The following is a 13,828-nucleotide window of genomic DNA, read 5'->3' on the forward strand; positions in this document are numbered from 1 at the left end:
CCTAGCGGCGGCTGGTCCGCGCCCGCCGACGGCGGGCCACGAGGGTGGCCGTGGCGCGCAGGGCCAGGCCGATCACCGGTGCGAGGAGCAGGGTGCACCAGGTGCGGGTGGTGGCGTCGGCGGTGAGCCGGTCGGCGAGCAGGTAGGCGGCGAGGAAGGACGGGGCGAGCCAGGCCCCGTTGGTCGCGGCGAGGCGCAGCGGGCTCGCCCGGCGCGCTGCCGGTTCCTCCGCCGACTCCGCCGACTCCGTGGATGTCACACGAACCTCCTGACCACGCCGATCACCTTGTCGACGATCCGCTGGGAGACGCCGCGGTCGAAGACGAAGCCCGCGAGGCAGCCGGCGACGGCCCAGACGATGCGCTGCTTCCAGCCGCCGCTCCCGAACAGTACACCGGCGCAGGCGCCGCCGGCGCAGTTGCCGATGTGGAGCGCCCAGGGTGCCAGGAAGGGGATCCAGGCGGCCACGGCCGCGGTGACGGACAGTTGGACGGCGCGGGCGACGGCGGCCTTGAGCGCGGCCTTCAGCCAGCCGGGCATCCGGCCGTTGAGGTCGGTGCAGTTGACCGGGTCGGCGTTGCAGTAGTCGTAGGCGTTGGCGCTCGCTCCCTGGACCGGGTCGGGGGAGAGGAAGCGGCCGGTGGCCGGGTTGTAGAGGCGCGCTCCCATGAGGGTGAGGGCGCTCGGGGTCTCGTCGGAGCGCTGCTTGTCGCCGAGCCAGGCGTAGCGGGTGCCGGGCTGGCCGGTGCGCGGCTGGCCGTACTCGTCGTAGTCGAGGACGGTGGGCGCGACGGCGGTGTCCAGCGGCAGCCGCAGGGTGATGTCGCCGTGCAGGTTGGCGAGTTGCAGGACGGTGCCGCCGGTCTTCGCGGTGGTGGCGGCGAGGGTGCCGGCGGGGCCGGTGACGTTGCGGGTCAGGGTGCCCGCGGTGTCCTCGGTGATCCAGCGGGGGCTGTCGGTGTCGGAGCCGTAGTGGTTGGTCCGCAGACCGGTCTGGGCCCAGGTGCCGGCGGTGTTGGTCTCGGTGGTCCAGGCGCGGAAGCGCTGGGCCGAGTCGAGGGTCCAGCTCTGCCGGTTGGTGCCGCTGGTCTGCTGCTGCACCAGGTCGGTGTTGTAGTACGCGAGGGTGCTGCCGGGCAGTGCGGTGGTGCGACCGAACGCGTCGTAGGTGTGGCCGGGGCTCACCAGGCGGTCGGCGGTGTCGTAGCTGCCGGTCTGGGTGGTGCCCCCGGTGGTGGTGCAGGTCTGGCCGCGGGCGGCGTCGGCGGTGGCCAGCGCGGTGCGGTTGGTGTCGCGGTCGAAGGTGTAGGTGCGGGTGGTGCAGACGGCGTCGGTCGAGGTGTCCTGGACCTGGAGGAGCCGGCCGGCCCGGTCGTAGGCGTAGGTCTGGGCCGCGGTGACGCCGGGGGTGCCGGTGTGGGTGGCCCGCTGGCCGTGGATGGTCTCGGTGATGCCGTCGGAGACCAGCACGAGGCCGTCGCTGTCGCGGGTGTAGGTGCGGCTGGTGGTGGTGCCGGCCGGGTCCTTGTCGTCGGTCCGGGTGTAGCCGCCGGGCAGGCCCTGGGTGAGCGGTGCGCCGTCGGCGTCGTAGCGGGCGGTGAGGGTGCCGGCGACGGAGTCCGTCACCGAGGTCGCCAGGCCGCGCGGGTCGACGGCGGTGTCGTAGGTGTAGGTGGTGGTGGAGGGGGAGGTGTCGGTGACCTTGGTGGGGCGGTTGAGGGCGTCGTACTCCGTGGTGGTGACGGCGCCGTCGGCGTCGGTGTAGGAGATCAGGCGGCCGAGTTCGTCGTAGCCCTTGGTGATGGTGCCGCCGGTGGCGGACGTCTGGCGGGTGACGGCGCCGGTGCCCGGGTGGTACGTGGTGGTGGCGGCGGGGGCCGGGGTGCCGAGGCCGTCGGTGACGGTGACGGTGGTGGGGCGCCCTGCGGCGTCGGTGTCGGTCACGGTGGTGCGGGTGACGCCGTTGGCCGTCTCGGTGGTGCGGACGGCCTGGCCGAACTGCCCGTACTGGGTTGTTCTGGTGGGCAGTTGTGCGGGGTTGGCGCCGCCGCCGGTGATGGCCGCGGCGGGCCCGGTCTGGCAGACGAGGTCGGCCCACTCGGGGCGGTTGCCGCAGGTGCCGGTGCCGCCGGCGGTGTAGTAGGTGGTCCAGCCGGCCGCCGCGTCGGAGCCGGTGGAGGCCGGCTGCTGGGTCGAGACGACCCGGCCCTGGCCGTCGTAGCCGGTGGTGGTGGTCAGGGCGAGGCCGCCGCTGTCCTTGATCTGGGCGGTGGGCACGCCGAGCGCCCAGTTGTAGGCGGTGCGGTCCTGGCGGGCGTCGACCAGCAGGTCGGGCCAGGCGCGGAGCCGGGCGCCGGTGGAGGTGAGGGTGATTTGGTTCTTGATCTTGGCGGTGCCGTCGGTCGGCCGGCCCTCGTCGTAGGTCTTCACGGTGTGCTGGCGGGCGGGCAGTTGGGTGCCGGCCTTCGCCAGGACGGTCGCACCGGAGGTGGCGTCGGTGGCGAGGGTGATGCGGTGGAGCGGGTCGTAGACGTCGGTCTCCTGCTGGCCGTCCGCGCTGTAGGCGCTGCTGCTCGACAGGAGCCGGGCGCGTTCGGCGGAGGGCAGGGTGTCGATGCCGAGGTCGGCCAGTTGGGCCTTGGTCGCGGTGGTGGCCCCGAGGGCGAGCTCGCGGTTGCCCGCGGTCAGGCTGCGGACCTGGTGGCCCTGGTTGTCGTACTCGGTGGTGGTGACGTGGTGGCCCGGGGTGGCCTGGTTGACCTGGCGGCCGGAGGCGTTCAGGTAGGTGACGCTCGCCCGGGTGTAGTCGCCGGCGCCGAGGTCGGTGCCGTTGTTGGAGGCGGGGGCCTGGTCCGGCGGGAACACCGCGGTGGCGTCGGTCGGCAGGTCGCTCTGGCCCCACGCGGAGGCGGCCGGCGCGGAGAGGTCCTCCGGCGCCTTCGCGCCGGAGAGCGGGACGCCGTAGACGACCGTGGTGGTGGCGGTGCCGTTCACCGTGCCCGTGGTGCCGGGGGCGAGGGTGTCGTGCCAGGTCTTCGTCAGCATGCCCGGGCCCGCGGCCGGGTTGGCGTCGACGGTGCCGTACGCCAGCGAGGTGGCGCGGGTGCCGCTGAGCTGGACGGAGGAGAGCAGGCCGTCGTCGGCACCCTGGGTGTAGTAGGTGTACTGGTTCTGACTGCTCTGGCCGAGCCGCGGGTCCCAGGTCTGGCGCAGCCGCCCGGCCGAGTCGTAGCGGTAGACGGCGACGTCGGTGGCGGTGGCCGCGGCGGCCCCGGGCGCGGTGCTCCAGAGCCGGATCGCGCTGACCTGCCCGGCGACGTCACCGAACTCGGTGTCGGCGGTGACGCCGGTGGCGGTGGTCGCGGTGGCGTAGACGAACTGGAGGACGCGGCAGCCCTTGGCGGCGACGTTCGCCGCGCACACCGCCGGGGTGGCCGCGGTGGTCGGCGCGATGACGAGCTTCGGCCGGGCCAGCGTCCTGCCGCCGACCACGGTCGTCTCCGACACCACGCTGGTGGTGGTGTTGGCCAGCCCGCCCTGGAGCGTGGAGGTCACCGTCCAGGTGGCGGCGGCCGGATCGGCCTTGGCGAAGGTGGTGACGGTGCCCTCGGTGCCGGAGAGCGTGAAGTCGGCGCCGAAGGAGCCGCTCAGGGTGAGGTCCTCGCTGCCCGGCTCGGGCGTCCAGCCGTTGCCGGCCGCGTTCGAGGTGAAGGAGACGGCGGAGCCGTCGGCGGACATCACGCTGAGCGAGGTGCCGGAGGTCCTGCGGATCTCCGTGTACTCCGAGGCGGACAGGCTCGACGACACGCTGGACACCCAGTTGGGGCCGAAGACCGCCGCCTGGCCGTCCTGGCCGGCGGCGGCCCGCGGGTCACGCGAGGAGTGCGTGCGGCCGACCGTCATGCCGAACAGCGACACGTCGGTGGCCGGGACCCTGAGGTCGCCGGTGAGCAGGTTCAGCGCACCGGGGCCGACGTTCTCCGTCGCCGCGCCGTCGGCCTTGCGGTCGACGACGACCCGCACCGGCTCCGAGGAGACGGCGGCGGCGCCCGGGCCGGTGAAGTCCGCGCGGAGCTGGACGGTGCCGTCCGGGCTCACCGTGGAGGTGGCGTTCCAGGTGAGCGCCGGGCTCTTACCGGCGGTGAGGGGCACGGGCCAGGCCGCCGGCGCGGCACCGCCGTTGGTGATGTCGCCGGCGGGGATCCGCGTCCAGGCGTCGGCGTCGGAGCGCCGCCAGGAGAAGGCCACCTGGTCGTACCGGGCGGCGTCGGCCTCGGCGGTGAGCGGCAGGCGCGCCGCCGTGCGGGTGCCGTCGTTCGGGGAGGTGACACCGCCCGCGCCGACCTGGAAGGTGTGGGTACGGGCCTCGGACTTGTTCTCCGCCCGGTCCACCGCCCGCACCTGGAGGGTGTTGGTGCCGGCCTTGGCCGGGGTCACGGTGAAGGTCACGGGCGCGGCGGAGCCGTTCGTCGCGACCTTCGTCCAGGTCGCGCCGTCGAGCGTCCACTCCAGCGCGTTCTGGTCACCGGCCGGCGGGGTCGCGGTGAAGGAACCGGCCTGGCCGGGGCCCTTGACCCACTGGCCCGACGGGTAGTCGGTGGAGGAGAGCGCGGCGGGCGCCGAGGGGGCGGAGGTGTCGACCGTGAAGGTGGCCCACGCCGACCAGTTGTTGTTGTAGTGCAGCCCGTCGTACGGGGAGGTGCGGAACTTGTACGTTTTGCCGTTGGTCAGCACACCGGCCGGGACCTTGACGGAGGCCGGGGCCCCGCTCGGCACGTACGGGGAGACCAGGACGTTGCCCACCTGGGTGTCGGTGGCGGTGTCGAAGATCTGGAAGGTGCCGTCGACCTTGTCGTTGTTCGGGTCGACGAAGGTGTCGCGCAGCGTCGGGGTGGTGGAGTTGACCCACCAGGTGCCGGCGGTGTCCTTGTAGAACGGGGAGCCGGCCTGCTGGTCCGTCCCGGTCCGGGGGCGGTAGTTGTACGTCACCGTCAGCTTCGGGACGTTGGTCGCGGCGTTGGCGGAGTTCACCTCCTTCCAGTACTTGGTGTTGGTCTCGTCCGGGGCGCGCAGCCCCATGCCCGAGGTGGTGTTCTTCGCCGACGTCCAGGTCTGCACCAGGTTGGTGACGTCCGCGGTGATCCAGCCGTCGCCGCCGCAGGCGTCCCGGCCCTTGGTCTCGGTGCCGGTGGCCTTCTTGGCGTTCCAGGAGGGCTGCGCCGTCCAGCGCGAGGCGGTCGAGGCGAGGCCGGTGTCCCAGATGTCCCACGCGTAGGGCTGGCAGTCGCTGTTGCCGGAGTGGAAGTTGTACAGCGACAGGCTGGCGTTGGTGATCAGCGCGTCCGCGATCGGCGCGGTGTTCCAGTTGATGAACGACCGGGCCTGGCGGGAGGAGCCGTCCGCGTTCTTGGTGCCGGAGTTGCCCCAGTAGATCTCGGTGTCGGCCGACCAGTCGACCGTCTCGCCCTGCTGCACCCGGGTGTCGAAGGCGTTGCCGAGGGCCGTGGTGGAGGGGTCGACCGTCACCGGGTACTGCGTCTTCGGGTCCGCGAGGAACGCGGCGTCCGGCGTGAACACCAGGTCGATGCCGTCGCCGCGCTGAACGACCTTCAGGCCGACCTTCGCCTGCCGGGCGTGCTCGCCGGAGCCCTCGGCGGCGGCCGTCGCGTCCCACATCACCGGCGCCGGGAGCACGGCCCGCCGCTCGCCGGTGCGCTTGTCGGTGAACAGCACGCCGCCGTCCGGCTGGACCTCGGCCTTCAGGCCGTCGGCCTTCAGCGGCATCGTGTACGAGAACCCGGCGGCGCTCGGGCGCTGCTTGAGCACCGTGTACTGCTCGAAGCCGGTCCGGGTGGCCTCCACGACCAGGTCGGCCGCGCCGTCCGCGATCGCGTCCCGGTAGGTGGCCTTCGTGCCGTCCAGGGCGGGCTTGGGCAGGCCGCCCCGCCACTGGAGCTCGACCTGCTGGTCGCCCTGTCCGAGGGTCACCAGGGTGCGGGCGTCGTCCGGGGCCGCCGCCTGCGCGTGGAGCAGCGACTTCGCCCGGGTGCCGCCGGCACCGGCGAGCCGCAGCGCGTTCGGGTGGGCCTTCGGTGCCACCGACCCGTCCGCGCCGGCCTGGAGGCCGAGGTCGACGTCCACCCACTGGCCGTCACGCTGGAAACGGACCGGGCCCGCGAACAGCTCGGTGGTGAGCGAACCGTCCTTGTTCACCCACGTCGTCGACGTCTCCGTACGCTCGGAGAGCGCCTCCACCCGCTGCCCGGACAGCCGCGCCGCGACCCTCGCCGACGGTACGTCGGCGGCGGACGTGGCCCACTGCCCGGCTCCCTTGCCCGCCTTCGCCGCCGCGCTCGGCGACGCGGCGAGGGCCGTCTCGGACCCGGCCAGCAGCGACACCGCCACGGCCAGGGCCAGCGACCCGCTCAGCGTCCGCATGCCAACAGGCCTGCCGGGTCTGCGTCGTGTGGTCATCCGTCTGTTCATATCGACTCCTTGGGACACCGTCGCTCGACGGCGCTCTCGGAGCATAGGAGTGGGCGGCAAGATCAAAGATGGGGTCAAACAACACCAAAGGATCATCAAATAATGATCTTGTTTCGACAAGATTCACGTGACCGTGATCATGGCGTAGGCAACCGCGCCCGCGCCCTGCGCGTTACGTCAGCGGCGCCGGCCGCTTACCGGCCGCCACCGCCGGTAGGGCGGGGCCGTTCCGGCTGACCGACCGGACGCTCGCCTGGCAGACCGCCGAGTTGCTCGCCCGGGAGACCGGGTGGGACGCCCGGGCGGTGCCGGTCCGGCCGGAACTGGTCGTCGAGGTCGCCTTCGACGGCCTCCGGCGCAGCCCCCACCACCCCGCCGGGCCGGCCCTGCGGTTCGCCCGGGTGGTGCGCTACCGGCCGGACAAGAGCGCCGCCGAGGCCGACACGGTGGCCTCCGTACGGGAGTTGGCCACCGCCGAAGGCTTGCGAGGCCGTCCGCGTGCCCGGGTCCGCCGACCCGTCCGGCGAAGTACCGCGGGTTGAAACGCATTGCGCCGCCATGGGAGTTCACGCACAGGGGTCGAATCAGCCATTCTCGATCCGGCCACCGTACCCCTCCGTGAACGGACTGGCGACGGCTAGGTTGACCGTGACAACGAGCGGCGGCCGCCGGGCAGCCGGCGCCGCCCTGGCGAAAGGTGCCAGACATGCAGGTGAGCGTCGACCGGGACCGTTGCTGCAGCTCCGGCTTGTGCGTGATGAACGCCCCCGCGGTCTTCGACCAGGACGACCGGGACAGTCTCGTGAGGCTCCGTCAGACCGTCGTGCTGCCCGAGCAGTTCGACGACGTCAGACTCGCCTCCGAGCTCTGCCCGGGCCGGGCGATCACCGTCACCGGGGACGAGCCCGCGCGGACCGGGGCCTGACGGACCCCCGCCGCCGGCCCCGCAGGCCGCGCCGGGAACCTTCCCGGGCCCCGAACCCCACGAGAACACCCGCGACGTGAGGAGACCCCCGCCTTGACCACCGCACCCACCACCCCCATCCTCCCGCTGCCGGCCCGGCACTCCGGCGGCTGCCCGTTCGGCCCGCCGCCCGCGTACGCCGAGGCCGCCGCCACCGGGCCGGTGACCAGGGCCGAGCTGCCCGACGGCGACCTCTGCTGGCTGGTCACCGGCTTCGCCGAGGTCCGCACCGTGCTGTCCGACCGCCGGTTCAGTGCCGACATACGCCACCCGGCCTTCCCGCTGCTGGTCGCCGGCGCTCGCGAGCTGATCACCGACAATCCGGACTTCCTGCGGCTCGACGACCCCGAGCACGCCCGCCAGCGCCGCGTGATCACCGGGGAATTCCTGGTCAAGCGGGTGGAGGCGCTGCGCCCGGAGATCCAGCGGATCGTGGACGGGGCACTGGACCGGATGACCGCGGGCCGGACCACGGCCGACCTGGTCACCGACTTCGCGCTGCCGGTGCCCTCGCTGGTGATCTGCCTGCTGCTCGGCGTGCCGTACGAGGACCACGACCGCTTCCAGAGCCTGAGCCGCACGATGCTCAGCCAGGAGAGCACCGTGGAGCAGCTCCGGGAGGCCCAGGAGGAGGTCCTGGACTACCTGCGCGACCTGACGGCCCGCAAGCGCGCACAGCCGGAGGACGACGTCCTCAGCCGACTCGCGGCGCGGGACGACCTGACCCCGGACGACGTGGCCGCCACGGGCGTGCTGCTGCTGATCGCCGGGCACGAGACGACCGCGAACATGATCGCGCTGTCGACCGCGCTGCTGCTGGAGCACCCCGAGCAGATCCCCGGCCTGGCCGACCCGGCCACCCTGCCGGGCGCGGTGGAGGAGCTGTTGCGGCTGCTGACCATCGTGCACACCGGCCTGCCCCGGGTGGCGCTGGAGGACGTGGAGCTGGGCGGCGTCACCGTCCGGGCCGGGGAGGGCGTGATCGCGATGCTCTCCACCGCCAACCGGGACGAGGCGGTGTTCGGCGGCGCCGGCCATCGGGCGACGGACGAGCTGGACCTGCACCGGGACGCCCGGCGGCACCTGGCGTTCGGCTTCGGCGTGCACCAGTGCCTGGGCCAGCCGCTGGCCCGCGCCGAACTCCAGATCGCCCTGGAGACGCTGTTCCGCCGGCTGCCGGGGCTGCGGCTGACCGGCGAGCGCGAGTTCCGTACCGAGTCGTTCATCTACGGGATGCGGTCACTGCCCGTGACCTGGTGAGCGGGGCTCAACGGAGAACTCTCACCGGAGTACCAGGCGGACCTGGGCGGAGCTGTCCGGGCGATCATGTGCGGAGCCGGATGACGAGAGCGGCTGCGGTGACGGTGCCGGCGGGAGTGCCGGTGGTGACGCCGTGGTGTTCTCCCTCGGGGCGTCCCCGAGCGGTTGCCGCGCCCGCGCCCGGTTCTCGGCCCGTGCTGCGCGCGTCCGGTTCTCGTTCCATGCTGGAAGAGAGAGGGGGTACGGCGGCAGAGGAAGTGGTGGGGATGCGGACCGTTGTGGACCTCACGCGTTGCCAGGGCTACGCACAGTGCGTGTTTCTCGCGCCGAGGGTGTTCCAGCTGCACGGCGAGGAGGGACTGCTGTATGCCCCGGCTGTCCCCGAAGACCAGGTCGAGCGCGTGCGCCAGGCCGCGGCGGCGTGCCCGGTCCAGGCCATCCTCCTCGGTGAGGAGGTGAGCGCTGATGGCCGGTGACCAGGAAGCGGGCCGGATCGTCGTCGTCGGCGCGTCGCTGGCCGGGTTGCGGGCCGCGGAGGCGCTGCGGGAGGAGGGCTTCACCGGCTCACTGACCGTGGTCGGCGACGAGCCCCATCCGCCCTACGACCGGCCGCCGCTGTCCAAGCAGGTGCTGCTGGGCCACGCTGCGGCGGACTCCACCGGGCTGCCGATGCGCCGGGATCCGGACGCCGAGTGGCGGCTGGGTGTACGCGCCACCGGCCTGGACCCCCTGGGGAAGCGGGTGATGCTGGCCGATGGCGAGTCGCTGCCGTACGACCGGTTGCTGATCGCCACCGGGACCCGGGCGCGTCCCTGGCCCCATCCGCAGGAGGCCGCCCTGGACGGGGTGTTCACCCTGCGTACCCGCGAGGACGCCGGCGGCTTGGCCCTGCGGTTGGCCGCCGGGCCACGGCGGGTGCTGGTGATCGGCGGCGGCTTCACCGGTTCGGAGATCGCCTCGGCCTGCCGGGAACGCGGACTGGACGTCACCGTCGCCGAACGCGGTCCCGCACCTCTGGTGGGCGCGCTCGGCGGCACCCTGGCGAAACTCGCGGCCGCCATGCAGCGCAACCACGGTGTGGACCTGCGCACCGGCGTGACGGTCACCGCCCTGCGCGGGGACGGCGGCGGCCGCTTCACCGGCGCGGAGCTGTCCGACGGCAGCCGCGTCGAGGCGGACGTGTGCGTCGTGGCGTTGGGGGCGGTCCGCAACGTCGAGTGGTTGGCGGATTCCGGCCTGGCGGCGGGCCCGCGCGGAATCGCCTGCGACGCCGGGTGCCGCGCCTTCACCATGTACGGAATCGTCACGGACGACGTCTTCGTCGCCGGCGACGTCTCCCGCTTCCCCCACCCGCTGTTCGGTTACCAGATGCTCTCCCTCGAACACTGGGGGAACGCGGTCGAACAGGCCGGGGTGGCGGCCCACAACATGGTCAGTCCAGGTCCCCTGCGGCGCCCGCACCTCGCCCTCCCGACGTTCTGGTCGACCCAGTTCGGGCTCAACATCAAGTCGGTGGGCGTGCCCACCTTCTCCGACCACGTGGTCATCGCCCAGGGTTCTCTGGAGGCGCGCCGTCTGGCGATGGTCTACGGCTACCAGGGGCGGGTCACCGCGGCGGTCACCGTCGACATGGCCAAGTCGCTCGACTACTACCGGCACCTGATCGAGACGGCCGCGCCGTTCCCGCCCCCGCCCGGCGCGGCGGACCGCGCGCTCGCGGCGGACATCCCGATTCCGTCCGACGTGCCGGATCCGAAGGGGCTGTCCCACGGCCCCACCGTGGCGCTCACCGGATACCTGCCCGACCGTCGACTGACCGTGGTGCGGCCCACCGGCTGACCCACGTCCCGCCCAACGACGAGGAGCCACCATGGACTCCGACACCTTGCTGGCACGGATCACCGACTACGCGAACCGCCCCAACCCCTACCCGCTGTACGCGGAACTCCGCGAGGCCGGTCCCGTCGTGCGGCAGGCAGACGGCAGCTACCTGATCGGCACCTACCACGAGGTCGCCGCCCTGCTCCACGATCCACGGATGAGTGTCGACCCCCGCATCTGTGGCGAGACGACGCACAAGCCGCCGTTCCTGCGGCTCGACGACCCGGAGCACCACAGACTGCGCACCTTGGCCATGCGGCCGTTCGGCCCCCCGCACAGCCCGTGCCGGGTCGATGCCATGCGCGGCGAGATCGTCCGGCTCACCGGGGAACTGATGGAGCCGTTCCAGGCGGGCGGTCGGATCGACATCGTCGACGACCTCGCCTACCCGCTGCCCGTCACGGTGATCTGCCGCCTGCTCGGCGTGCCGCGTGAGGACGAGCCGCTCTTCCGGGCGTGGTCCGACGCGATCGTCGCGTCCGCCGACGTCCGGCCCGAAGAGGACTCCTCCGAGCGGGACGAGGCGGGCGACCAAGCGGGCGAACAGGCGCGTGGCGAGATGGGCCGGTACCTGGCGGGCCTCGCCGAGAAGCGCCGCGGCAATCCGAGCGACGACATGCTCTCCGCCTTCGTCAACGAACCGGACCCGGCCCTGCGGCTCACCCAGGAAGAACTCGCGGAAACCGCCGTGCTGCTGCTCATCGCCGGACACGAGACCACGGTGAACCTGATCACCAACGGGGTGCTCACCCTGCTGCGCCAGCCCGAGCAGCTGGACCGGCTGCGTCGCGAACCGGACCTGATGCCGCGAGCGGTGGAGGAACTGCTGCGCTACGAACCCCCGGTTCACATGCGCGAGCGCATCCCCCTCGCCGACATCGACGTCGGCGGCACCACCATCCCCCAAGGCGCCACCGTCGTGCTCGCGCTGGCCTCGGGCAACCGCGACCCCAAGCGGTTCCACGCGCCGGACCGGTTCGACCCCACCCGCCCGGACAACCAGCACCTCGGCTTCGGCAGCGGTATCCACCTGTGCTACGGCGCACCACTCGCCCGCATCGAAGCCGAGGCCGCGCTCGGCGCGCTGATCCCCCGCCTCGGCGCGGCACGCCTGGTCCAGGATCCGCCCCCCTACCGGCAGAACGCCATGCTCCGCGGACCCCGCCACCTGCCCGTCCACCTCTGAAGCCAGCGGGCCGGGGCGGCGTCGTCCTATGCGGGGCCGATCGCGTCCGCCGCGGTGGGCCCAGAAGCTGCCGCCGGCGTGCGGAGAACCCGGCGGACGGTGTCGCGGAGCCAGCGGTGGGCCCCGTCGGCCGTGTGCCGGGGGTGCCAGGCCATGCCGATGGTCAGGGGCGGCAGGGCCAGGGGGATGTCGAGGAGGTGCAGTCCGAGGGCGCCGGCGTCGTGGGTGAGGGGCGAGGGGGCGGCGCCGGGGAGTGCGGCGGGTACGAGGCAGACGAGGTCGCTGCGGGTGGCGAGGGTCATCGCGGCCAGGTGGCTGGGGAGGACGATGCTGACCCGCCGGTGGAGGTCCTGCTCGGCCAGGGCGGCGTCGAGGGGGCCGGTGAACCGGCCGCGGCGGCTGACCGCGGCGTGGTGGGCGGCCGCGAGCCGGGCCAAGGTCAGCGGTCCTTCGGTGAGCGGATGGCCGGGCCGGACGGCCGCGACCATGCGGAGGCTGACCAGTTCCTCGACCTGGGTTTCGGGGTCCACGTGGTCGATGGACCCGACCTCCAGGTCGATCCGGCCGTCGCGCAGGGCGGGCCCGGCCTCCAGTTCCTCGGCCCGGATCCGGAACGAGACCCCCGGCGCCTCCCGCCGGGCCAGTCGCAGCAGCCCGGGCGCCAAGGCCGCGCCGACCAGGTCGGCGGCCTGGAGGGTGAAGGTGTTGCGGAGGCCGGCGGGGTCGACGCTCGTGCCGGGACCGAGCAGCGCGCCGAGGCTGCGCACCACTGCGGCGGCTTCCTCGCGCAAGGCCTGGGCGCGCGGGGTGGGAACCATGGTCTGTCCGGCCCGGACCAGGAGGGGGTCCTGGAGGATGCGGCGCAGCCGGGCCAGGGTGCGGCTCATGGCGGCGGGCGAGGTGTGCAGTCGTGCGGCGGCGCGGGTCACGCTGTGCTCGGCCAGCAAGGCATCCAGAGCGATGGCGAGATTGGCGTCGATGACCGGATCCGGGCTGCTCACCAGCATCATTCCATTTCAGTCAATGATTCCGTGCTGAAGTTCCCATTGTGGCAGCACGGTGGGCCTCAGCAGGATGAGGGCATACCGAAACCAGCACCAGCTACGAGGTTTTCATGATCGTCATCACTGGTCCCACCGGGAACATCGGCCGCCACCTGCTCTCCCGGCTCCTGGAGTCCGCCCCCGCCGCGGGCGAGGAACTGCGCGTGATCGTGCGCGATCCCGCCCGGCTTCCGGACGCGGCGCGCGGACGCGTCGAGGTGGTCACCGGCTCGCACGCGGACGCCGAGGTCCTCGACCGGTCCTTCGAGGGCGCGGACGCGGTCTTCTGGCTCGTCCCCCCGGACGCCTCCCTGACCCCGTACGACGCCTACAGCGGTTTCACCCGCCCCGCCACCGAGGCGCTCGTCGCCCACGGCGTCGGCCACGTCGTCGGCGTCTCCGCGCTCGGCCGCGGCACCCCGCTCGCCGACCGAGCGGGCCTCGTCACCGCCTCCCTCGCCATGGACGACCTCATCGCCGGCACCGGCGTCGCCTACCGGGCCCTGGCCAACCCGTCCTTCTTCGAGAACCTCCTGGAGGAAGCCGACTCGATCCGTGAGAAGGGCGTCTTCACCGACTCCGTCGACGCCGACCGCAAGGCCCCGTTCGTGGCCGTCGCCGACATCGCGGCGGCCGCGGTCGGCCTGTTGCTGGACCGCTCGTGGACCGGCACCGGCAGCGTCCCGGTCCTGGGCCCGCGGGACCTGTCCCCGAACGACCTGGCCCGCATCATGACCGAGCAGCTCGGCCGCCCCGTCCGCTACGAACGCCAGTCGTTCGACGAGCTGTACACCACCCTCGTCGGCTACGGCCTCGACGAGGCGTTCGCCCGGGGCGTGGTCGACATGAAGCGGGCCAAGGACGAGGGCCTCGACGCCGGCGTCGTCCGCACCCCGGACACCGCCTCCGCCACCGGCTTCGAGCAGTGGTGCGCCCGGACCCTCAAGCCCGCGGTCCTCTCCTGAAGTCCATCGCCCGGCGCCGGGGCGGCACAGAGCCCGGCGAACC

9 protein-coding genes and 1 pseudogene are annotated in these 13,828 nt (G+C 73.1%); 7 read left to right on the top strand and 3 right to left on the bottom strand.

Going from position 1 to position 13,828, the window contains the following annotated elements; all coding sequences use genetic code 11:
- Window position 1: 1 nt before the first annotated feature.
- Complete coding sequence (locus tag ABT015_RS02480; protein ID WP_350875928.1) at window positions 2-259, bottom strand: hypothetical protein; 258 nt, start codon at window positions 257-259, stop codon at window positions 2-4.
- Entirely contained in the window at window positions 256-6,438 is a 6,183-nt protein-coding gene (locus ABT015_RS02485; protein WP_350875930.1) for a DNRLRE domain-containing protein, read from the bottom strand. Before ABT015_RS02485 ends, ABT015_RS02480 begins: the two co-directional genes overlap by 4 nt.
- 281 nt (window positions 6,439-6,719) lie before the next feature.
- On the opposite strand from ABT015_RS02485, the pseudogene ABT015_RS02490 reads away from it, so the two are divergent.
- The 6 genes and pseudogenes from ABT015_RS02490 to ABT015_RS02515 form a co-directional block, all read left to right on the top strand.
- Window positions 6,720-7,028: pseudogene (locus ABT015_RS02490) on the top strand (ATP dependent DNA ligase); the annotation flags it as partial.
- 164 nt (window positions 7,029-7,192) lie between these two features.
- Entirely contained in the window at window positions 7,193-7,411 is a 219-nt protein-coding gene (locus ABT015_RS02495) for a ferredoxin (protein WP_350875932.1), read from the top strand.
- 93 nt (window positions 7,412-7,504) lie between these two features.
- On the top strand, window positions 7,505-8,710 hold the full coding sequence (locus ABT015_RS02500; protein ID WP_350875934.1) for a cytochrome P450: 1,206 nt from the start codon (window positions 7,505-7,507) through the stop codon (window positions 8,708-8,710).
- Between the two features lie 266 nt (window positions 8,711-8,976).
- Window positions 8,977-9,186, top strand: coding sequence for a ferredoxin (locus ABT015_RS02505; protein ID WP_350875936.1), 210 nt, complete (start codon window positions 8,977-8,979; stop codon window positions 9,184-9,186).
- A complete protein-coding gene (locus ABT015_RS02510; protein WP_350875938.1) occupies window positions 9,176-10,549 on the top strand; it encodes an NAD(P)/FAD-dependent oxidoreductase in 1,374 nt (457 codons plus the stop codon). The genes ABT015_RS02505 and ABT015_RS02510 overlap by 11 nt, the downstream gene beginning before the upstream one ends.
- Before the next feature lie 31 nt (window positions 10,550-10,580).
- On the top strand, window positions 10,581-11,777 hold the full coding sequence (locus ABT015_RS02515) for a cytochrome P450 (RefSeq protein WP_350875940.1): 1,197 nt from the start codon (window positions 10,581-10,583) through the stop codon (window positions 11,775-11,777).
- Window positions 11,778-11,803: 26 nt separating this feature from the next.
- Here the strand turns inward: ABT015_RS02515 and ABT015_RS02520 are convergent, their stop codons facing one another.
- Window positions 11,804-12,787 carry a LysR family transcriptional regulator gene (locus ABT015_RS02520; RefSeq protein WP_350875942.1) on the bottom strand — a complete coding sequence of 328 codons (984 nt, stop codon included), beginning with the start codon at window positions 12,785-12,787 and terminating at the stop codon, window positions 11,804-11,806.
- A gap of 104 nt (window positions 12,788-12,891) precedes the next feature.
- Between ABT015_RS02520 and ABT015_RS02525 the strand changes: the two genes are divergently transcribed.
- Window positions 12,892-13,785, top strand: a complete 894-nt coding sequence (locus tag ABT015_RS02525; protein WP_350875944.1) for an NAD(P)H-binding protein — start codon at window positions 12,892-12,894, stop codon at window positions 13,783-13,785.
- Window positions 13,786-13,828: the final 43 nt, after the last annotated feature.

The sequence above is a fragment of the Kitasatospora sp. NPDC094016 genome, assembly GCF_040304045.1.
Taxonomy (GTDB): domain Bacteria; phylum Actinomycetota; class Actinomycetes; order Streptomycetales; family Streptomycetaceae; genus Kitasatospora.